Annotated in this window: 23 protein-coding genes; 9 read left to right on the forward strand and 14 right to left on the reverse strand. The window is 41.2% G+C overall.

Going from position 1 to position 21,987, the window contains the following annotated elements; translation table 11 throughout:
- Positions 1-33 precede the first annotated feature (33 nt).
- Complete coding sequence (locus MD536_RS09140; protein WP_239598088.1) at positions 34-2,385, forward strand: TonB-dependent receptor; 2,352 nt, start codon at positions 34-36, stop codon at positions 2,383-2,385.
- A gap of 181 nt (positions 2,386-2,566) precedes the next feature.
- On the opposite strand, the gene MD536_RS09145 is transcribed toward MD536_RS09140, so the two are convergent.
- From MD536_RS09145 to MD536_RS09160, 4 genes are all read right to left on the reverse strand, one after another.
- The gene (locus MD536_RS09145) at positions 2,567-2,875 is read right to left on the reverse strand and encodes a rhodanese-like domain-containing protein (protein ID WP_239598090.1); all 309 of its coding nucleotides are present in this window, start codon (positions 2,873-2,875) and stop codon (positions 2,567-2,569) included.
- A gap of 11 nt (positions 2,876-2,886) precedes the next feature.
- Positions 2,887-3,717: a PASTA domain-containing protein gene (locus MD536_RS09150; protein ID WP_239598092.1), complete on the reverse strand. Its 831-nt coding sequence runs from the start codon at positions 3,715-3,717 to the stop codon at positions 2,887-2,889.
- A gap of 45 nt (positions 3,718-3,762) precedes the next feature.
- On the reverse strand, positions 3,763-4,755 hold the full coding sequence (locus MD536_RS09155; RefSeq protein WP_239598094.1) for a D-alanine--D-alanine ligase: 993 nt from the start codon (positions 4,753-4,755) through the stop codon (positions 3,763-3,765).
- A gap of 156 nt (positions 4,756-4,911) precedes the next feature.
- The gene (locus tag MD536_RS09160; RefSeq protein WP_239598096.1) at positions 4,912-5,259 is read right to left on the reverse strand and encodes a 4Fe-4S dicluster domain-containing protein; all 348 of its coding nucleotides are present in this window, start codon (positions 5,257-5,259) and stop codon (positions 4,912-4,914) included.
- A 57-nt stretch (positions 5,260-5,316) separates the two neighbouring features.
- On the opposite strand from MD536_RS09160, the gene MD536_RS09165 reads away from it, so the two are divergent.
- Both MD536_RS09165 and MD536_RS09170 read left to right on the forward strand, forming a co-directional pair.
- The gene (locus tag MD536_RS09165; protein WP_239598097.1) at positions 5,317-6,318 is read left to right on the forward strand and encodes an aldehyde dehydrogenase family protein; all 1,002 of its coding nucleotides are present in this window, start codon (positions 5,317-5,319) and stop codon (positions 6,316-6,318) included.
- A gap of 153 nt (positions 6,319-6,471) precedes the next feature.
- Entirely contained in the window at positions 6,472-7,956 is a 1,485-nt protein-coding gene (locus MD536_RS09170; RefSeq protein ID WP_239598099.1) for a trypsin-like peptidase domain-containing protein, read from the forward strand.
- Positions 7,957-8,043: 87 nt separating this feature from the next.
- Here MD536_RS09170 and MD536_RS09175 read toward each other — a convergent pair whose 3' ends face one another.
- Positions 8,044-9,333 (reverse strand): alpha-amylase family glycosyl hydrolase, encoded by a 1,290-nt coding sequence (locus tag MD536_RS09175; protein ID WP_239598101.1) that lies wholly within the window; start codon positions 9,331-9,333, stop codon positions 8,044-8,046.
- 122 nt (positions 9,334-9,455) lie between these two features.
- Between MD536_RS09175 and MD536_RS09180 the strand changes: the two genes are divergently transcribed.
- Together MD536_RS09180 and MD536_RS09185 are read left to right on the forward strand one after the other, a co-directional pair.
- A complete protein-coding gene (locus MD536_RS09180) occupies positions 9,456-10,685 on the forward strand; it encodes a 4-hydroxy-3-methylbut-2-enyl diphosphate reductase (protein ID WP_239598103.1) in 1,230 nt (409 codons plus the stop codon).
- A gap of 814 nt (positions 10,686-11,499) precedes the next feature.
- Entirely contained in the window at positions 11,500-12,306 is an 807-nt protein-coding gene (locus MD536_RS09185; RefSeq protein WP_239598105.1) for a sensor histidine kinase, read from the forward strand.
- On the opposite strand, the gene MD536_RS09190 is transcribed toward MD536_RS09185, so the two are convergent.
- Entirely contained in the window at positions 12,296-12,955 is a 660-nt protein-coding gene (locus tag MD536_RS09190) for a response regulator transcription factor (protein ID WP_234864545.1), read from the reverse strand. The genes MD536_RS09185 and MD536_RS09190 overlap by 11 nt on opposite strands.
- Before the next feature lie 465 nt (positions 12,956-13,420).
- On the opposite strand from MD536_RS09190, the gene MD536_RS09195 reads away from it, so the two are divergent.
- The 4 genes from MD536_RS09195 (at position 13,421) to MD536_RS09210 (ending at position 16,107) form a co-directional block, all read left to right on the forward strand.
- Positions 13,421-13,804: a hypothetical protein gene (locus MD536_RS09195; protein WP_239598107.1), complete on the forward strand. Its 384-nt coding sequence runs from the start codon at positions 13,421-13,423 to the stop codon at positions 13,802-13,804.
- Positions 13,805-14,014: 210 nt separating this feature from the next.
- Positions 14,015-14,560: a hypothetical protein gene (locus tag MD536_RS09200; protein ID WP_239598108.1), complete on the forward strand. Its 546-nt coding sequence runs from the start codon at positions 14,015-14,017 to the stop codon at positions 14,558-14,560.
- Between the two features lie 26 nt (positions 14,561-14,586).
- The gene (locus tag MD536_RS09205; protein ID WP_234864548.1) at positions 14,587-15,414 is read left to right on the forward strand and encodes a sensor histidine kinase; all 828 of its coding nucleotides are present in this window, start codon (positions 14,587-14,589) and stop codon (positions 15,412-15,414) included.
- Between the two features lie 42 nt (positions 15,415-15,456).
- Entirely contained in the window at positions 15,457-16,107 is a 651-nt protein-coding gene (locus MD536_RS09210) for a response regulator transcription factor (protein WP_239598110.1), read from the forward strand.
- 6 nt (positions 16,108-16,113) lie between these two features.
- On the opposite strand, the gene MD536_RS09215 is transcribed toward MD536_RS09210, so the two are convergent.
- The 8 genes from MD536_RS09215 to MD536_RS09250 all read right to left on the reverse strand — a co-directional run bounded on the left by MD536_RS09215 (position 16,114) and on the right by MD536_RS09250 (position 21,957).
- The gene (locus MD536_RS09215; RefSeq protein ID WP_239598111.1) at positions 16,114-16,773 is read right to left on the reverse strand and encodes a 3-oxoacid CoA-transferase subunit B; all 660 of its coding nucleotides are present in this window, start codon (positions 16,771-16,773) and stop codon (positions 16,114-16,116) included.
- Between the two features lies 1 nt (position 16,774).
- Complete coding sequence (locus tag MD536_RS09220) at positions 16,775-17,521, reverse strand: hypothetical protein (RefSeq protein WP_239598119.1); 747 nt, start codon at positions 17,519-17,521, stop codon at positions 16,775-16,777.
- Between the two features lie 14 nt (positions 17,522-17,535).
- Positions 17,536-18,234, reverse strand: a complete 699-nt coding sequence (locus MD536_RS09225; protein ID WP_239598120.1) for a CoA transferase subunit A — start codon at positions 18,232-18,234, stop codon at positions 17,536-17,538.
- Positions 18,235-18,246: 12 nt separating this feature from the next.
- Complete coding sequence (locus MD536_RS09230) at positions 18,247-18,654, reverse strand: DUF4296 domain-containing protein (RefSeq protein ID WP_239598127.1); 408 nt, start codon at positions 18,652-18,654, stop codon at positions 18,247-18,249.
- The gene (gene porD / locus MD536_RS09235; protein ID WP_239598129.1) at positions 18,654-19,574 is read right to left on the reverse strand and encodes a type IX secretion system protein PorD; all 921 of its coding nucleotides are present in this window, start codon (positions 19,572-19,574) and stop codon (positions 18,654-18,656) included. The genes MD536_RS09230 and porD overlap by 1 nt, the downstream gene beginning before the upstream one ends.
- Positions 19,567-20,763 carry a bifunctional phosphopantothenoylcysteine decarboxylase/phosphopantothenate--cysteine ligase CoaBC gene (gene coaBC, locus MD536_RS09240; RefSeq protein WP_239598131.1) on the reverse strand — a complete coding sequence of 399 codons (1,197 nt, stop codon included), beginning with the start codon at positions 20,761-20,763 and terminating at the stop codon, positions 19,567-19,569. Before coaBC ends, porD begins: the two co-directional genes overlap by 8 nt.
- 62 nt (positions 20,764-20,825) lie before the next feature.
- Complete coding sequence (locus tag MD536_RS09245; protein WP_234864556.1) at positions 20,826-21,167, reverse strand: DNA-directed RNA polymerase subunit omega; 342 nt, start codon at positions 21,165-21,167, stop codon at positions 20,826-20,828.
- A complete protein-coding gene (locus tag MD536_RS09250) occupies positions 21,142-21,957 on the reverse strand; it encodes an outer membrane protein assembly factor BamD (RefSeq protein WP_239598133.1) in 816 nt (271 codons plus the stop codon). The genes MD536_RS09245 and MD536_RS09250 overlap by 26 nt, the downstream gene beginning before the upstream one ends.
- Between the last annotated feature and the right edge of the window lie 30 nt (positions 21,958-21,987).

The raw sequence follows: 21,987 nt of genomic DNA on the forward strand, positions 1-21,987 counted from the left end.
TCTCAAATCATTTTTTCAACTTAATGAAACACAATGAAAAAAATGTTTTTGGGGATATGCGCATCCATGTTATGTATCCCTCTTTTTGCTCAAATCAGACCAATTGTTATTGCCGACCAGCAAACCCGTAAACCCCTTGGCAGGGCCAGCCTGGAATGGCCCGACGGGTCCGGCAGGATTAGTGACGAACAAGGCAAAATCAGCCTCAATGCACCATCCGGTTCTGCTGTTATTTCCAGTGTGGGATACCGGCCTGCAGTTGTACAGTTTCCAGTTAGTGGTGATACTATTTTTCTTGAGCCCCTGAATCTTTTTCTTGAGCCAGTGGAAGTAACTGCCCTCAGGGCCGGTGACAAAGCCCCCTTTGCACGTACGAATATATCTGCCAAAGACCTGGCGAAACAAAACCTGGGACAGGACCTACCCTTTCTCCTAAACCAGACTCCTTCTGTGGTAGTCAGTTCAGATGCCGGCAATGGCGTGGGTTATACAGGAATCCGGATTCGCGGTTCTGATGCCACGCGCATCAATATGACCCTGAATGGCATTCCGTATAATGATGCCGAAAGCCAGGGCATGTTCCTGGTTAACCTGCCTGATTTTGCTTCTTCCGTTGGGAGCATCCAGGTGCAGCGCGGGGTTGGTACCTCCAGCAATGGTGCCGGAGCATTTGGCGCCACCCTGAACCTGAGCACCAATGAATTCCGTGAGGAACGATATGCAGAAATCAACAACAGTTACGGCTCTTTTAATACCTGGAAAAACACGGTGAAACTGGGTTCCGGACTAATAGGAGATCATTTTACGATAGATGCCCGCCTATCCCGGATCAACAGCGATGGGTATGTAGACCGGGCCAGTACCGATTTGCAATCCTTTTATCTTTCGGGTGCCTATCTCACGGAGAAATCAAGTCTGCGACTCAATGTGTTTTCTGGTAAAGAGAAAACCTACCAGGCCTGGAATGGCATTCTTCAATCAGAGGCAAGAGGTCCCAACCGTAGGTTTAACAGTGCGGGTACTGAGAAGCCAGGTAGCCCTTACAACAATGAAACGGATAATTACCAGCAGGATCATTATCAACTCTTCTTTAACCACTCCGTATCAGAGCAGCTTTCCTTTAATACTGCTGCCTTTCTGACCCGCGGTCGGGGTTACTATGAGCAATACAAAGCAGGAGAAGATTATGAGGATTATGGACTGAACTACCCAATAATCAATGGGAGTCCGGTTACCAGTACAGATCTCATCCGGCAGCTTTGGTTGGATAATTATTTCTATGGAGGCATCTATTCGGTTCAGTACAAAAAGAAAGGAACCGGCATTACTGTTGGGGGTGCCATTACCCGGTATGATGGAGATCATTATGGAAGGGTTATCTGGGCTGAAAATGCCATCGCACCCGGACATGAGTGGTATAACAATGATGCCCGGAAAACTGACTTTAACATGTATGCCAAGTGGACCCAGCAACTGGGTAAAAGATGGCAAAGTTTCCTGGATATCCAGGGCCGCACCGTTGAGTATAAGATCAGTGGATTCAGAAATAATCCGGGCCTAAGTACGGATAACAGTTACCAGTTTTTTAATCCCAAAATCGGAATCAGTTATGCTCACCAGGGCTGGCAGGCATTTGCTTCTTATGCAATCGCCAATAAGGAACCCAATCGGGATGATTTTGAAGCAGGGCTGACACAACAACCCAAACCGGAGCGATTACAGGACCTGGAAATTGGAGTGGAAAGAACATCTGGCCGATATAGCTGGGGTGCTACGTTGTATTACATGAATTACCGCGACCAACTGGTGTTAACCGGAAGAATCAATGATGTGGGAGCTTACGCAAGAACCAATATTGACAGGAGTTATCGCCTGGGATTGGAATTGCAGGGTAGTTACAAAGCAAGTTCCTGGTTGAAGCTCACCGGGAATCTGACGCTCAGTGAAAACAAAGTGCTTGACTTTGAAGAATTCTATGACGACTATGATGAAGGCACGCAGAAATCAGTAAAGTATGAGAAAACAGATATCTCTTTTTCACCTGCTTTAATGGGTAGTGCAACAGCCATTCTTACTCCCATCAAAAATGGAGAGATCGCCCTGATCGGAAAATATGTTGGAAGGCAATACCTGGATAATACATCCAACAGGAACAGGAGCCTGGATGCATTTTACACCCAGGATCTTCGGTTGTCCTATACAGTGAAAGGCAAAGCGGTAAAGGATTTAACCATGATCTTTCAGATCAATAACCTGTTCAACAAACTGTATGAACCAAATGGTTATACCTTCAGTTATATCTTCAACCAGGAACTGATCACGGAAAATTACGTATACCCCATGGCGGGAATTAACTTTATGGGTGGCGTAAATATCAGGTTGTGAGTTGTACGAGGTAAATATCCCGGTATATTTCCTATTTAAAAATTTGGCATTTGGCACTATTTAGGATAGTGCTAAATGCCAAATTCCGTATCTAATGAAAAAAACCATTGTAATCAATGTATTGATCATTTTGATCTTTTACATCCTGTTCAGTCTTGCAGCCGGAAAGTAACGGTGAAGCCTAGCTGCCGAATTTTTCCTGCCAGGCCAGCATACCGCCTTCCAGGTTTTTGGTATTGGTGAAACCCATCGATTCCAAAATCAGGCAGGCGGTCATGCTTCTTTTACCACTCCTGCAATGCAGGATAACTTCTTCATCTTTAAGCGGCATCAACTCATCCACATCCATCATCTGGAAACGTCCCAGTGGAATAAGTTTTGCTCCAATATTAAAGGCTTCAAACTCTTCCGGCTCACGAACATCTATGATATGCAGTTTCTCTCCTGCATCCATTCTTGCTTTCAATTCTTCAACGGTAATAATATCCATATGGCAACAGTTTAATAATTATTTTCTACAGGAGTCACAACTCGCGGAGTTGTTGCAGTGGTGTCACGCACTGGTTTTTTGGTGCTCAGCCAGATATCAATCATTTGTCCGGGTCGGATTCTGTTTGCTCTGCGGTCGGCAGTTAATCGATCCGGGCTTTGCCTGTACACAAAAGCAGTGGAAGTATCCTTAACATCCGGATCCAGTACAATGGCGCCAAAATTAATGCCGCTGGTTTGCAGCAGATCCCGGGCACCTGAATAAGTTAAACCAAATAAATCAGGAACAGCCATATCCACGTTGGAAAGTCCACTGCCCAATACCAATGAAATAGGCGTACCCATCGGCAGTTTGGTTCCTGCCTTAATCTCTTTTCCATCATACTTCTGAACCAGCACGGAATTTTTGGCGAAATCCGGCCGATAGCTGGTATCACCCATCTTTAATCCAAATTGTTTCAGCACGATAGCAGCATTGCGTATACTCATCCCAACCAGGTTGGGCATCACTACTTCAGGAGGTACCGCCCGGTTTACAGTGAGGTAGATGGTACGATTGGATTTTACTTTGGATTCAGACTCCGGGAACTGGCGGATTACAGCCAGGGGCTTAACAGTGTCTCTGTAAATAGAGTCCTGGATTACCACTTCAAAACCTTCGGCCTCCAAAGAAGAAGTTGCTTCCTCCAATAGTTTCCCGGTTACATTGGGAACCTCAACCTCTTCACCATGGCGGGTAAAAAAATCAAGGGAACTGAAAAATGCCAGTACGATTACTGCAACAATTGCAAAAGCTATTAAAAGGCTAACCCAGAGTGGTTTTTTTGTAATGGATTGGAACACGAATTAGTATATTTTTTAAAGGATCGGATTCAAAGAAAAGTAAAATTATTTATCTGTCAAGGCTTCTTCAATGAGAGCCGAGTAAAAGTCGCGCAATGTCCAACCCATTGCCCTTACCTGCTGGGGCACAATACTGGCCTCACTTTGTCCGGGTACCGTATTAATTTCCAACATATAAGGTTCTGCTTCCAGTTCATTGTAAATGAAGTCGATCCGGATAATTCCCCGGCAGTTAAAAACTTCATAAACCCGGCGGGCAGCCGAACGAATTTTAACTGCAATGTCTTCATCTACCTGGGCAGGTGTGATTTCTTCACTGAGTCCCTGGTATTTAGCTTCAAAATCAAAAAACTCCTTTTTGGTGATGACTTCTGTAAAGGGCAGGGTTACAATCTCACCTTTTTGGCGAAATACACCAATTGTGAATTCCCTGCCGGAGATAAACTCTTCTACCAATACCTGCTCATCTTCCCGGAATGCTTTCTCGAGCGCATCAGCCAGGTCTCCCGGATCTGTTACCTTACTCATCCCGATACTGCTTCCACCATTGTTTGGCTTAACAAAAACCGGCATCTGGAGCTGAGCTGCAATACTGGCCGGAGCCATGGGACGATCTCTGAACAAGTGCAGTGATCTAGCCACTTTAATTCCTGCAAAAGCGGCAACAGCCACTGTATAACGCTTGTTGAAAGTAAGAGCTGAAGTGGCAGCATCACAGCTTGTATAGGGAATACCCAGCATATCAAAATAACCCTGCAGTTTACCATCTTCTCCAGGCGTACCATGGATACCAATCAGGGCTGCATCAAATTGAATTCGTTGGGTTTCAAGAGGAATCGTGAAATCATTTTTATCAATTGCAATTTCAACGCCAGCTGCTGTTTTATACCACCAGCCATCGGGTCGGATATCTATCTGGTAGACATCAAATTTATCGGTATCAACATTCTTTTCAATTGTGAGGGCAGATTTGTAAGAAATTTCAGCTTCTCCGGAATAACCACCGGTAAGAAATGCGATCACAGGTCGCGTGTTCATGAATTTTTCAGTTGGATGTTAATAAAAAGGTGAAGGATTGTTTCCTTCACCCGTTACCTGGCGGGAAATATCACCCACCTATAAAAAGTAGCATAGCTACTAGTAAACGCTTTCAGTTCTAAGTTCGAAAATTACTCTGAAACAGGAAAATAAATTTTAGAGATGCAGGCGTTCTTTTTTAGCCATCAGTTCATCAACGGTTTCCTGGTACATTTCATCAGGAACACAGCAGTCAACCGGACAAACTGCAGCACACTGAGGTTCTTCGTGGAAGCCCTGGCATTCGGTGCACTTATTGGGAACAATATAATAGGTATCTACGCTGATTGGAGAATTCCGCTGGTCTGCATCCAGGACAGATCCATCCATCAGGGTAAAACTTCCCTTTACAGAAGTGCCATCGCTAAGGGCCCATTCAACGCCACCTTCGTAAATCGCATTATTGGGACATTCCGGTTCGCAGGCACCGCAATTGATACATTCTTCAGTTATTTTGATTGCCATGTTTTATAGATTAATGGGTTCGAGATGAGTTAACTTTGCACGCAAATTTAGAGGTACATGTTGAATTTACAACACCGGATTGATTTATTGGTTCAGCTGGGGGCATTTATATTAGCCAATCCACCGGAATGGCAGGAGGCAAAAGCACGTGCGCATGCTGCAAATGCCTGGTTCATCCCTGAATTCATTGAGTTGGCCTCGAATACCATTGCCACCCAGTTTTTAAGTCGCCCTGTATTGGAAGCCATCGCAACAGAATATTCAGTACCTGATTTACCGGCCAACCCCAAAACGGTCGGGATTGTAATGGCCGGGAATATTCCACTGGTAGGCTTTCACGACTGGTTATGTGTATATCTGGCGGGGCATAATGCCCGGGTAAAATTATCTTCCAGGGATACCATTCTCTTATCTTTTCTGATAACAAAGCTGAATGAATGGGACCCGGCGTGCAAAGGCACCACAGAATTTGCTGAATTATTAAAAGGATGTGATGCCTATATCGCTACCGGATCTGATAACAGTGGCCGCTATTTTGAGTACTATTTCAATAAATATCCTCATATCATCCGTCGGAACCGAACCTCGGTAGCTATCCTGGATGGCTCAGAAATCAAAGAAGAATTGGATTTGCTGGCAGATGACACGCATCTCTATTTCGGATTGGGCTGCAGAAATGTTACCAAATTATACGTTCCAAAGGACTATTCTTTTGAGCCCATACTGGAATCCATGAGAAAGTACGGTTACTTTTTTGACCATTCCAAGTATAAAAACAACTACGATTATCAGTTGGCGCTACACCTGTTAAACAATCAGTACTATATGACAAATGGATCGGTCCTGCTCTCAGAAAACCAGGCGCTGTATTCACCGATCAGCCAGCTGAATTATGAATTCTATCTGGAAAAAACAGCGGTTGAGCAGCAACTTGAGAATAATCAGGGTGTACAATGCGTTGTAGGACATGGACACACGGCTTTTGGCCAGGCGCAGTGCCCCGGATGGAAAGATTATGCCGACGGAATTGACACAATGACATTTTTGGTAACTTTATAAGCCTGTCCTGACAAGGTTCCAGTGATCTACGAAGACCTTAGTAAAACTTCTGTTAAACTGGAAGGCCGTGCAACTGAAAAGGTGTCGGCTTCGTTATTTTGTAAGAGTCAGGCATATGCTTTGACGAACAAAAAGAAAAAAAGGAAGAATCATATGAAACTACAGCAAATTGTACCCGTAATCCTGATCAGCGCGGTTACATCGGTAGGAAGTATGTGGGCCTACAACAAGTATGTAGGTGTGGAGAGAGTGGTTTATAACAGCTCCGATAGTAATCGTATCCCCTCAAATTATGCCGGATTTTTTGATGGCGTAAACAATTCCCCCACCGATTTCAGCCAGGCGGCAGAGGCAGCAACTCCAGCTACGGTGCACATCAAGACCAAAGCTACCCGAACGGCGAGTAATAACCTGCCCAGGAGAAGTCCCCTGTTTGATCTTTTCGGGTTTGACTGGGATGAGGGAATGACCCCTCGCAGTATGCCGCAAATGGCATCTGGTTCAGGAGCCATCATCAGTGATGACGGGTATATTGTTACCAATAACCACGTAATTGACGGTGCCGATGAAATTACGGTAACCATGAGTGACAAGAAGACCTACAAAGCTCGGCTGGTGGGTGCGGACCCAAGCAGTGATCTGGCGGTGCTGAAAATAGATGCTAAAAATCTGCCCTTCCTGCTGTATGGAAATTCAGACGATGTAAAAGTGGGACAATGGGTACTGGCTATCGGTTATCCGTTGAACCTTCAGACCACAGTAACTGCAGGTATTGTAAGTGCGAAAAGTCGTACGCTGGAAATCAACCGCCGGCAGAGTAATACGCCAATAGAATCCTTTATTCAGACAGATGCTGCAGTGAACCCTGGAAACAGTGGTGGTCCGCTGGTAAATACTGCCGGTCACCTGATTGGTATTAACTCAGCCATCGCCTCCCCTACCGGATCCTATGCAGGTTATTCTTTTACGATTCCGGTAAACATGGTAAAGAAAATTGTAGCTGACCTGATGAAATTCGGAACCGTTCAGAGAGCTTATTTGGGTATTAACTATGCACCGGATAACCTGAGCGAGGAAGTGAAAAAGCAGGAAGGCATCACCAGTGGTAATGGAGTATATGTACTGGATGTAACGAAGGATGGAGCAGCTGCTGCATCCGGCATTAAAAAAGGGGACATCATCACCCGCATCAATAATGCTCCTGTAACATCTGGTGCTGAAATGGTAGGACAGATTGCGACATATCGTCCTGGCGACAGGGTGAAAATTGGTTTTGTTCGCGATGGCAAAGAAATGATCAAGGAAGTAACCCTGCGTAACAGCAGTGGAACCACTGAGATAGTAAAAGTAAGTGTACTGGATAAACTGGGTGCTGAGTTTGGTAATATCGATGCGAAACTGGCCAAGGAAATGGGAGTTCGTGGTGGCGTGATTGTGAAAAGCATTTCCGAAAGTGGCGCCTTTAGCAAGACCCGGATGGAAGCTGGTTTTGTTATCCTGAAAGTAAATGGAAAGGAAGTGAGCAGTATTGATCAGTTCCGGGCAGAATTGGAAAAAGCGGGTAATTCGGTAACGCTGGATGGAATGTATCCTGGTTATGAGGGCGTGTTCCGGTATCCGATGAAGATAGTGGAGTGAGGAATGGAAGAAGGAGGAATGGAGGAAAGGAAAAAAGGAGAAGGTAATTAATTCGGGCGATCCTGGTTGGATCGCCCTTTTTTTTACTTAACGTTTTAAGGCGAAAACTTTGTAACCCCAGGCATCTAGCTGGAAATAGCGGTATCCCGGGTGAAAAACAAAATTACCTCCGTCGAATACATCTTCATAGGAGCCATCAACAGCTGCATCCTGAAACCCAAAGCCTACATTGTCATGTGGAGATAGATTAAGCATAACCAGTACCTGGTCATTTTCCGAGGTACGCAGAAAGGCGAAAATATGTTGATTGGCACTTGTTTTCACCCTGAATGTATAGTTGTCCTGAGATCCGGCCTGAAGGCAATTGTATTCCTTTCTTAGCCTGAGCAGTTTGCGGTAAAACTCATGGTATTCGGGTTGTTCTGTCCATTCAATAGGGTCCCGGTCGAAAAATTTGAGTCTTTTTTTATTGGGCAATTCCTGTCCGCTGTATATAAGAGGCATGCCATTCCAGGTGGCACTGAATACTGCCAGTGCCTGGTGAGCAGGACCATATTTTTCGAACTCAGTACCATTCCAGCTATTTTCATCGTGATTACTGGTAAAATAAAGTCGCATGGCCCCTGCTGGAAATTGATGATTGTATTTCCACAATTGATTTTCCAGGCCATTGATATCGGTGTGCCCCTTGATGAAATCACTGGTTTTATGCATCCATTCCCAGGTATAGGTAACATCAAAAGCCTCGTGATAATGAGGTTCTTCACATTCAGCCAGCCAAAACAATGGCTTTTCTCTATCGAGTATGGTTCTTGCTTCCACCCAGAAATCCAGTGGAACAAGCATCGCCATATCACAACGAAAACCATCAATGTTACATTGCTGCACCCAGAAGCGCATGGCCTTTATCATGGCGGAGCGCATGGCTGAGTTGGAATAATCGAGGTCGATCACATCATCCCAGCCATTGGAATCAAAAAAATGTCCGGCAGCATTTTTTTTATAGTATTCCGGATTGGAAACAGTCCAGGTATGGTCCCAACCGGTATGATTGGCCACCCAATCGATGATCACTTTAAATCCGTATTGATGGGCTTCTTCTACCAGGGCCTTAAAATCTTCAAGGGTTCCATATTCCGGATTGGTAGAATAAAAATCGCTGCTGGCGTAATAGCTACCAAGGGTTCCTTTTCGTTCTTTTAGAGCGATAGGTGTAATAGGCATGAACCACAACACTTCTACCCCCATATCTTTCAGTCTGGGCAATGCTTTGGCAAAACCTGCAAAATTACCCTCAGGCGAATATTGACGCAGATTCACTTCATAAACATTACTGTTTCTCGACCAGCTAAAAGGCGTAAAAGGCAATCTCGACATTTGAAACTTTTTTCTAATAAATAAATACCTGACTGAACCGTTGTTGATTTCTGAGGTTATTAGTGAAAATAAGATAAAAATGCCTTTAGCGGCGTGCTCATCAAACTAAGTACATTTGCACTATGAAGCAATTTGAGGTTCCAGCAGAATACCGTAGTCCGTTGATAACTGCAATTAAGCAAAAAAGAAAACAGGAAGACAGGCTGAAAAAAGATTTCAGTCCTACCCTGTTGGATTTTGGCAAGCTGCATGTTTACCTGGCCCGGCACTTTGGGTTCTGTTATGGTGTAGAGAATGCTATTGAAATTGCTTTTCGGACGGTGCATGAAAATCCTGGCAAGAGGATATTTCTGCTGAGTGAAATGATTCATAATCCACAGGTTAACCAGGACCTGCAGGAAGCGGGTGTGCAGTTTCTGCAGGATACTTATGGACGGCAATTAATTCCTTTTGACACCATAACCCGTGAGGATGTGGTATTAATTCCGGCATTTGGAACAACGCGTGACATTGAGCGCATGTTGCAGGAAAAGGGAATTCCTACTGACAAATACAATACTACCTGTCCATTTGTGGAAAAGGTTTGGAATCGCGGGGAGCAGATAGCAAAAAAAGGATATAGTATAGTAATACACGGTAAACCCAAACACGAAGAAACCAGGGCCACTTTTTCACATGCTGCGGCAAATGCTCCTGCTGTGATTGTTAATGATATGGAAGAGGCAATACAATTGGCTGCTTACATAAAAAATGAGAAACCGGCAGATCAGTTTTATGAGGAATTCAAAGGCCGGTATTCGGAAGGTTTCAATATTGAAAAAGACCTGGAACGATTTGGTGTCATCAACCAGACTACTCAATTGGCCACCGACACCCAGGCAATTGCCGAATACCTGAAGGAAGTAATGATCCAACAGTTTGGATTAAACGCTGAAACGGTTCAGGATCGTTTTGCAGACACCAGGGATACTTTATGTTATGCTACCAATGATAATCAGACTGCCGTAAAAGGTATGCTGGATACAGAAGCTGATCTGGCGATTGTAGTGGGAGGATATAACTCTTCCAATACAACTCACCTGGTTGAAATATTGGAAACTAAACTGCCCACCTATTTTATCAAGGATGATTCAAATATTCTGGATGAATCTCTCATCCGGAGCTTCAATATTCATACAAAAACGGAATCAGAAATTGCAGGGTTCCTGGGCTCTGTAACTCCTGTTAAGGTGCTGCTGACAAGTGGTGCCTCCTGCCCGGATGCCATTGTGGAAAAAGTGATTGGGAGATTGGTAGATGTAATGGGGTTGGAGGTAGATTTACAAAATTATTCGGAGGGGTTGCAGAGATAAAAATTGACACAATCAGTAATTTTTTTGACGGCATTCCGGATCTCTTCTGAAATAGTATATTTCCAAATTTTATTTTAATCGGGCGTTAAAATGGTCTTTTCAAAAACCCGACAGTTAAAAAGGGTGAAAACACCCTCTTGATTATCCGATTTACAAGTTAATTTGGTGCTTAAAGGATGGATATGACGCCACTTCTACCATTATACATTTTTCAAACAATTATAATAACATCAGGAACAATAATATGTTTTCTATTTTCTAAAAATGTAAGTGAAAAGGAAAAACGTTATATTTTGCCGTATTGCATTATTAGTGCGATACTCATGTGTTTATTAACACATGCAAACTTAATTTATGCTTCTCATTCCTACATATATGCATTAATGTATTTTGCTGGATGTAGTGAAATTCTACTTATTCCAAATTACATATCAACAATAATGGGTAACAAGAAACAAATTGTTACTCAAATTGGAATTTGTTTTACTTCATTTATGATATCCAATTACTTTTTTCAAAATCCTACAACCCTAATATATTTATTTAGCAACCTATATATAACCCTTTGTTCAGGTAAATACTTTATATGGTTATTTAGGAATAATGAAAAACTAGATTTAAAGAATACACCCCATTATTGGATAATTATGGGCATTTGTATATGCTTTACAGGATCTATTCCTTATTATCTTTCTGAAGTATTAATTATAAAATTCGAGTCCATAGAAGTTTTTTCTGAAATTTCAAGCACATTTCATTCGACATTTATTATACTTAATGTAACAATGTACTTTTTTTTTATTAAAGCATTTTTATGCAAGAAAAAATTTCTGAAGTCCTATTCTGGACAATATTAAGTTCAGTACTTACGATCCTACCTTTCATCTTATTCATAAATTATATAATTACATTGTATAATAAAAAAAACATTGAATTTAATACACAATTACAATTGAGAAATTTAGAAAAAGAGAAAGAAATACTAAAGACAAGAATTGATGTTCAAGAAGAAACTATTGAAAAAATATCTAAAGAATTACATGATAATGTTAATCAAATTCTGACTTTAGCAAAACTAAACCTAAACGATTTAAATAACGAAATTAAGATCGACAAGATAAATGTTTCAAAGGACCTTATTACGAATGCAATAAATGAATTATCGAATTTATCAAATAGCCTCAGCTCACAGCAGGTTAAAGATCTTGGAATAATTCGAAGCTTAGAAATCGAATGTTATAGGATAATGAAAATAAAAAATATAACAATTTTAATTGAAAGTAACATTGAAAATAACAACATCAATACAGAAGATCAAATAATTTTATATAGAATTTTCCAGGAAGGAACAAGGAACTCAATAATACATGGCCAGGCAAACTCCATAAATATTAATTTTAAACAAACTGATGACTTCGAATTTATTTTTGAAATATCTGATAATGGAAAAGGCTTTAATCTAGACAACAATGAGTTCATCGAAAAAAATAAGTTAGGCTCTCACCAAGGACTAAAAAACATGCAACGCAGAGCTTCCATTTTAAATGCTGATTTTTCCATAGAATCAAAAATCAATTCGGGAACAAAAATTAGTATAAAAAAACTTCGGACTAATCAATAATTTTATTCCGCATTCCATACATGATTAAGCCTGCGATTGTTTTGGCACCAACCTTTGATTTCATATTTTGACGAATGGTTTCTATTGTGCGTGGACTTAAAAAAACTTCCTTTGATATTTCTTCTGTAGTCTTATCTTCAGCTAACAGCTTAAGAATACGAACCTCTTTTTCTGAGAATTTTACAGGATTAGGGTAAAATTGTTTTACGGCCTTCTTGGTCTGAAGTTTTGATAATACAGCCTTATTTACCAAATCATTAAAATAGAAATCGTCATTCATGCAGGTCAAAATAGCCTGATAAATTTCCTCGGGATCAGTTGTTTTTGTTAAATAGGCATTTGCCCCCATTTCCATCATTTTGGAAATCATTTCCTGATCATCATACATTGTGAGAACAATGATTCTCACGTCATCATATTCTTTTCTCAACAGATTAATGGCATTGACTCCATCAATTTCAGGCATCCGAATATCCATTAAAAGCACGTCCGGCTTTTTTAGCTGCATCTTATGCATCAGATCTTTTCCATCTTCAGCCTCCCATAAAATTTTGAGGTATTCTTTATTCTTCAGGGCCATCTTTATACCATCCCGAAATATTTTATGGTCATCTGCTATACTAACCTTTATGCTTAACTCGGAACTCATGGTTTTTAGGGAGTTTGTGGATTTCGTTAAAGTAGTCTAATAACGATCCAAATGTTATTATCGTACTTTCACTCAAATTATTTTAATTAAACGTAATTACACTTTCTTTTTTTACGACATTTTATTTCTCTAATATGAATTCTCAAGTAAGAATTTCAATTTTAATTTAAAATAATACATGTATATTTTTTTTAACATATAAATATACACTTCTCTAAAATCCTCAATTTTAAGTAAATTATCTTAGTATATTAACTATGACTTAATTGTGGTTTTTACTATAAAAGTATAGTATTTTTACTCTTTTTTTAATAGTATTTTAACTAATTTATTTTTCGTAAACCTACTACCAGCTTGAATTTTAGCCAATTTATAACAAATCGGGCAAGAAACACCCCATTGCCACTAGTTTTTTTTTAAAGGTTATTACGGCTTAAACCAACCCTTCACTAAAAACTTACTACTATGATGCAAAATGAAATTTTGAACACCTCCCTGGCAGCTGTAGGAGAAGACATCGGTCCTGAGCTGGGTGCCAAAATGGTTAAGGACTTCCAGGATGCTTTCCCCAATGAGAATCCATGGCTTTTTTGCGGGAAGGATATCATTCAAAAGATTCTTAATCAACCAGATTGCTCTGGAATTAGATTTTATCATGCTTTGGACGAAAATGGTAACAAAACATTAGTTTCAGTAGGAATTGACTCAACAGGTAATATTATAGATAAGATAACTGTTATCGACCCTTCAGGAAATATTGCGAAATACCCTGCAATTGTTGCTGATAGAAAAAATTGGGGAAATGTAAAAACGACTGAAACTTCTACAGGACTGGACTGGTGGTCTTAAATTCTACGTTCAAGTAATTGAAGATTGAATTTTAAACAAAAGCATTGTTATATTTGATATAACAATGCTTTTGTGTTTTTTTTATTAGACATAACATATATAACATATATAATAACAATTATAATATTCCTTATATTCTTAAATCGAAATAGGAATACTAATTCTATTATTATATTCTCATACATTTTATACTCGCTTACTAATGATATTTTGACTGAAAAACATATACTCTCAAAAATTGGGATAGATTCCAACTTTTTATTATATGTTTTTACAATCATTGAATTTCTACTACTATTCATTTATTTATTTTTATTTCTAAAAGAAAGTAGAATAAAAAAATTTCTATTGATAACCGCAGTTATATTTTTTGTAATTGCAGCTTATAACTTCTTTGAAAACAATTTCAAGAGTTTCAAATCTGTTGATACTATTCTGATTGCTGTTAGTTCAATTATTTTGATAATCGAATCAATTGTTTACTTATTTGAATCAATTCAAAACCCAGATATTGATTTTATTTACAGTAAACCAAGCTTTTGGGTTGTTGTGGGCATAATGATTTATTTCTCTGGAACCTTTTTCCTATTTCTACAATATGAGAACCTTTCAGATAGCGATAAAAAATCATTTTGGATAATAAATATGATTTGCTTCATCCTGAAAAATATTTTCTTTTCAATATCGTTTATCTTAAAACCTGAGAATCAACAAATTTCGAATGTTGATGATTATTATTTAAACAAAATAGAATAAAACAACCAGCTAACCCTACCCCCTAAATGTTGCTTTTACAGGTAAATACCTCAGGTGCAAATGTGTCCCTAGTGCTCTTTTTTGGCACTATTGGGATGCTCGCATTAACAATCGGACTCATCGTTTTCATCATTTTCCACCAGCGAAAGGTTATCCGATACCAGATGACCCTGCAAAAAATGGAACAGGAACAACAGAAAATGTTACTGAATGCCTCCATCCGCCTGCAGGAAGAAGAACGCCAACGCATAGCTGCCGACCTGCATGACGATGCCGGACCACTCCTTGCCACAGCCCGACTTTACCTGAATGAAAACCTGGTAAACCTGGACAAAACGACCCAGCTCCAGAGTATCTACAATGCCAAACAAATCATTGACGATACCATCCAGCTGATCCGGAATATCTCTCATAGCCTGATGCCCCCTACCCTGAAAAACTTTGGGCTTGAATCCGCCGTGAATGATCAGTTTCAGAAGATCAGCAGCTCCGGAATCATCAATGCCAGCTGCCGTTTTCATGATTACAAAGAACGCCTGCAAACTGATAATGAACTGATTGTATTCAGGGTGATCCAGGAATTGATCAATAATATTCTCAAACACAGCAACGCCAGTTTTATCCATCTGACCCAAAATACCAATGGGAATAAATTCTATATACGGATGCACCATGATGGAAAGGGCATCACCCAGGCAGACTTTGAACGGATGAATAAAAGCGCAGCTGGACTGGGATTAAAAAACATCCAAAGTCGCCTTAAAGTGCTGCACGGCAGGATATTCTTTGAAAAAGATGCATCCCAAACCTATTACAAGGTTACCATTGAGCTAAACAGAGAGGATAATCAGTGAGGAATGCTTATTTTTACTACTCGCGAATAGTGCAAGATTCCTATGAGAGTGATCAAAGTAGCCATTGCTGACGACCATAAGATTTTCAGGAAAGGAGTTATACTTTCCCTTCGCCCCTTCACCAATATCAAATTTGTACAGGAGGCCGAGAACGGTAACGAATTGATTGAAGGACTGGCTGAATCAGCCCCTGATGTCATTTTGATGGACCTCAGAATGCCGGTAAAGGATGGAATCGAAACAACCAAACACATCGCTAAAACCTACCCCAACATTCATATCGTTGTACTCACCATGTTCGAGGATGAGCGATTTGTGAGTCATTTAATGGAAATCGGCGCTAATGGGTATTTATTAAAAAGTGCGGATCCCTCAGAAATCCGGAGAGCTATCATGGAAGTATTTGAGAAGGGGTATTACCTGAATAACTTCGTCAACCGCATCCTTCTAAAAAAATCACACGCCAAACAAAAAGTAATTCCCAGCCTGAGCAGTGAGATAACACTTACAGATAGAGAGCGGGATGTTATCAAATATATCTGCATGGAATTCACTGCATCGGAAATTGCTCAGAAAATGGAAGTGAGTCCACGTACAGTTGAAGCCATTAAAGACCGCCTGATGGAAAAGTTCGGCACTAAAAATACAGCCGGACTCGTTTTCTACGCGGTTAAAAACAATCTGATTGATTGAGTCCAATCAGTCCAGTCGCATTTCAGGGATTTCCCCTTCTACCACCAACCGACCTGCAGTTTTCTGAACAATTTCTTCCACCGAAACACCAGGTGCTCTTTCCAATAACCTAAATCCGGCGGGTGTCACATCCAATACAGCAAGCTCTGTCACGACTTTTTTAACACAACCCACCCCGGTTAACGGGAGTGTACAGGCAGGCAATAATTTTGATTCTCCTTTAGGGTTGGTGTGCATCATGGCAACAATAATATTTCTTGCACTCGCCACCAGATCCATTGCGCCTCCCATTCCCTTTACCATTTTACCAGGAATTTTCCAGTTGGCAATATCACCAGTATCACTCACTTCCATTGCCCCCAAAACAGTCAGATCCACTTTCCCTGCGCGGATCATTCCAAAACTTTCTGAACTGTCAAAAAACACGCCGCCAGGTAATATGGTAACCGTTTCTTTTCCAGCATTGATGAGGTCCGCATCTATCTCTTCTTCCTTTGGATAGGGCCCCATGCCAAGCATACCATTTTCGCTTTGCAAAAAGATATGCATACCAGCCGGAATATAATTCGCAACTAGTGTTGGGATACCAATTCCTAAATTCACGTACATCCCATCCTGCAATTCCTGGGATATCCTTTTTGCAATACCAAATTTGTCTAAGGCCATATCAATGATTTAAGATATGTTGGAAATAGGGTGTCTGAATTTTCTTATCAAGTGTTTTTTCGAAAAATTCGCATAGCGTCGGATTCAGTTTCTTTAGTTCCTGAAAATTTTGTTTCGCTGCTGCAATTGCTTTTCTAATTCCATCCGCATGGTACCCATAAAATGAGAGTGAGTTTTCCTCCTGGTTTTGGCGGTCTTCCTGAAAATCCATTATGTCATCCAATAATAAAAAACTGGGAACCAAATTGTACCAGCTATCCAGAACAACCGCTAAAACGGGTTCTGGAATTTGTATGGTTGCTAGTAAATACAGAAATGCATCCCCCCTGTTAAGGGCGGGATTCTCAGTACCAATACGACCTTTACGAACTAAATTTTGCTGACTGAAATAGGCCTTCAGCTCTTCAAAAAAAGAATGATTCAATAGTTTGGGTTCAACCAACCGTTCAATCTCCTGAATATTGGTTGTGAAATCCTTTTCGCCAAACTCATATTGAGCGGCAATATGCAGGATTTGCTCCATGGTCTGCACATAGTCCTCATTCAAAAGAACAGTCCTTGGTACACCTGCTTTTAACTGAAGATCAAAAAACAGGGGTATGAATAAGTAGCCAGTTCCCCTAGCTACATAGAGGTATCTGCCTTTCCAATAGGCATTACTGGCGGGTACTTTCCTGTCTACAAAAAATGCAGCAATCTCTGGGTCCACTCCCATTGATTCCACCAATTCGTTTTTACTGGTAAACATCCTGACTACTTCTTTTACTTGGTTAGTTGCACTGTACGTCTTTCAATTCGCTTTTCGTATGAATCAGCCTGAAAAATGCGATGAATATAAATTCCGGGAACATGTACCTGGTCGGGATCCAATTCACCAGGTTCTACCAGTTGTTCCACTTCTGCGATCGTAATTTTGCCAGCCCTGGCCATGGAAGTAGAGAAGTTGCGCGTTGTTTTTCTAAACACCAGGTTTCCATAGCGGTCGCCTTTCCAGGCTTTAATCAGTGCAAAGTCAGCAGACAGGGCTAACTCCATCAGGTACTGCTTTCCATTGAATTCACGGATCTCCTTTCCTGCTGCGATTTCAGTTCCAACACCAGCTGGTGTAAAAAAAGCAGGAATCCCCATACCAGCCATCTGGATTCTGGTTGCCAGGGTGCCCTGAGGCACGAGGTCAACCTCCAGTTCCCCTTGCAAAAGCTGCCTTTCAAATTCAGCATTTTCTCCTACATAAGAACTGATCATTTTTTTTATCTGCCGGGTTTTGAGTAAAAGTCCCAGGCCGAAATCGTCAACCCCGGCATTATTCGAAATACAGGTAAGATTTTTTACTCCTTTTCTCACAAGGGCAGCAATGGAAGCTTCAGGTATTCCGCAAAGACCAAAGCCACCTAACATAAGGGTAGCCCCGTCCTGGATATCCCGGATGGCTTCATCCGCATGGGACATTGTTTTATTCATACAGCAATCGTTTTATTCCGGTTTCTTATCCCGGTTCAATAGTTTCGGTTTGGTAACAGGCTGGGAGGCCGAAGGAATCATCCTTGCCAAACGATCCCGGTTACCATACGCTTCAACCGAATCAAAAATCAGTTTTAACTGATCCGGACGGGCAAGATAATAATCATAACTTTCTTTAAACGTTTTATAGTCGACCTGGTTGAGATCAAAAACCTGGTCGTATTTTCTTGACCGGATTGAATCCATTCGTCGGGTAGAATCCCGGTTCTGATAATCGAGACTGATTTCATCAACGAGCATCAACTGATAAACCAGGGGCACCATCTCCATTTGGCTTAAAGCAGGTTTCCCATCCGGCTCTTCTGAGCAGGAAAGTAATCCAAGAAGGGTAAACATCAGTATGCATGAAACACTTCTCATTAGCGGAGTTCCTGTTTATAAGTATTTGCGTTTGTTATATCCAGCCTGCTTAACAGATCCAGCGCAGCTGCTTTTTCATCAGGTGGCGACTTTTTAAACATCTTGCTCAGTTCCCCGGTTCTGCCCTGAAAGAAAAAAGGAAGCACCATGGAATTCGGGATTTCGCTATTGACCGTATTAAATTGTTGCAAGGCATTTAAAACGGCTTTACGGGCCTCTGCTTCCTTGTCATAGAATTGATCCAGTCCAAGTCTGAAATAACCGTAAATGGCGTCATGAATGAGATTATAACGTGCACTGGTCAGGTTTTCCATCAACCAGTACCGGTTTCGTTGTCCGTCAAATGCTTTCCAGCCCAAAATATCCCGGCTATCAGGAGAGTTGTTTACAATATTCTGCGCTTTTATGAAGTAAGGTTCGCCCCCTTTTAATGAAAAGGAATCACCGTCCATACCCAGGATAATGTTCACATAAAATGCGAGGACGGCAGTCAGATTAGATACCAGTGGATCATTCCCGCTCACCCTGTTTTCATTGAATTCAAGTTGCTGAAACTCGACATAACGGAATAAGAGATTCTCATCCATGAAATTGATCAGCGGCGTTTCATAAGCGGAATTATAAACCGGTCGGGCAGCCTGTACAGTAAGCGTTGCCTGGTAGATATTACCATCAAGGGCGGTCTTAACCGTAATTAAAAAGTTGCATTTAATTTTTTCATTTGTCTGGTAGGTATCCTTTGTCCATTTCCGGTTGTTCAGAAAATTAGTGAGCGCATTCTGCAGGGTATTGAAAACTTTTCTGTCCACTCTTGAACCCACTTCATTAGACAGAACCACAACTTTGGCCTGCAGTTCCTGTGCCTGACTGTAATAAGAAAGGAAGAACAAACAAACAACTATAAGCGATCTTCTACTCATAAAACTTTTTCTGAATCAGGTCAACAATATCCGCAGCCACCTCCGATTTGGATTTTACGGGGTAACTGAATTCTTCTCCGGCTCTATCAAAAACGGTGATTTTATTCGTGTCATATCCGAAACCTGCCCCAGCATCCTGCAGGGAATTCAGAACGATGAGGTCAGCATTCTTGGATTGCAACTTCTGAAGTGCATTGGCTTTTTCATTGTTGGTTTCAAGCGCAAATCCAACCAGCACCTGGTGTTGTTTTTTCCGGAGCCCCAGTTCCTTTAGAATATCCTTTGTTTTGGTTAACCTGAGTTCCATCCCGCCATCTGATTTTTTGATTTTTTCGGATGCTACAGTTTCAGGCGTGTAATCAGCCACGGCTGCAGACATGATAGCTAAATCCATAGCAGGAAAGTGCTCAATACAGACAGTATACATTTCCTGGGCTGTAGTAACGCGGTGCAGTTGGATACCTTTATTGGCAGGATCCTGCACACCCGGGCCTGCAACCAGTTCAACCTGTGCACCTCTTGCCGCCAGTTCTTTTGCCAAGGCAACACCCATTTTACCAGTGGAATGATTGCCAATAAATCGGACCGGATCAATTGGTTCATAGGTTGGTCCGGCTGTTACCAGGACTTTCTTTCCGGCTAAACTTTTTTTCGTATTGAAATGATGGGTGATCATCTCAAGGATTTCCTCGGGTTCCGCCATACGCCCTTCACCAGTTAAACCACTGGCCAATTCACCAGCGCGAACCGGGATTATATGGTTCCCAAAAGAAGTAAGTATATCCAAATTTTTCTTAGTAGAGGGATGGTGCCACATGTCTTCATCCATGGCAGGAGCTAACCATACCGGACAGGTAGCAGAAAGGTAGGTGGCCAGCAGCATATTATCGCAATGACCATGAGCCATCTTAGCCAGGGTATTACAGGATAAAGGAGCAATTACAAACAGGTCTGCCCAGCGGCCAAGCATGACATGATTTGCCCAGGTTGCTTCATCAAAAAGATCACTTATGACTTCCTGTTTGGAAAGTGTGGAAAGAGTAAGTACCGGAACAAAATCACGGGCAGCAGGAGTAATTACCACTTTGACGGTTGCGCCCTGTTTTATCAGCAAACGCACCAGGGATATGGATTTATAAGCGGCAATGCTACCGGTAATACCCAGCAGGATCTTTTTTCCTTGCAACATGTGATAAAATTAAAAAAAAAGCGACAGCCCCGCCGTCGCTTTAACAAATATATGGATAAGAATCAACTGAAAAGTTTATCCTCATTTTTGCGGTAATACACTTTTTCTTCCATGAATTCCTGGGTAGCCAGCAATGCAGGATTCGGCATTCTTTCATAAGCCCTGGATATTTCAATCTGCTCCTTGTTTTCATGGATTTCTTCCAGGCTGTCTGTATGCGTTGCAAACTCTTCCAGTTTGTTATGCAACTCTTCTTTCAGGGCAATATTAATCTGGTTGGCTCTTTTGGCAATAACGGCAATTGACTCATAGAGATTACCAGTTCTACCTTTGATTTCCAGCAGATTTTTAGCTTCCGCTACATTACTGGTATTGGAACTAAGCTGACGTCTTAACTTGCTCATTTTTTATTGCTTTAATATTATTTTGCGATATACTCAGGAAGTTACTAACCTCCGCTTTTAATGCACTTTCCGGAAACCGATCTGCGAATTCGTTACACTGCTCAATCACTTTATTGAATCGTTCTTCTTTCTTCTCATCAATACTCAGAACGGCATATTCAAAATAAGAACGGATCACTTCCAGTTTATAAGCATCACTTTTATCCGAATCCGGGTAATTCTCCATCAGATTTGTAAAAGCAATAGCCGCCGCTTTATACTGACGAAGATTGAAATACAGTTCAGCCGATTTAAATTCCTTTAGTTCCAGTTTTGCCCTGCCTTCATCAATAATAGCTGTAGCCTCTTTATTCTTTTCTGATCCAGGATGCGTATTGATAAAAGCCTGCATCAATCCAATAGCTTTTATAGTATTGGTTTGATCCAGTTCTACCTTCGGAGATTGTTTATAATAGGTATAAGCCCTCATATATTCCATCTCCTCGGCCCGTTTACTGGTAGGGAAAACCTCCACAAAGCCTTTAAAGAGATTTTCCGCATTCATATAATCCCGCATATAGTAAGCACAATACGCGAAATTATAGTAGACCGCCTCAAACTTATCTCCACCTTTTAACAATGGGAATAGTTCTTCATATAACTGCTGAGCATACATGTACTTCTTTTTGGCGAAATACTGATCGGCCATTCGCAGCTTATAATCATAGTCGGTACTTTTCTGCACTTTAGCAAACTTGGAGCAGCCGGTGCTCAACAGAGCTATCATGCAAACAAAAAGGATTGATCTCATAAAGGCTGGCAAAGTTAACACATTTGCTCA

The organism is Flavihumibacter cheonanensis, assembly GCF_022352215.1.
Classification (GTDB): domain Bacteria; phylum Bacteroidota; class Bacteroidia; order Chitinophagales; family Chitinophagaceae; genus Flavihumibacter; species Flavihumibacter cheonanensis.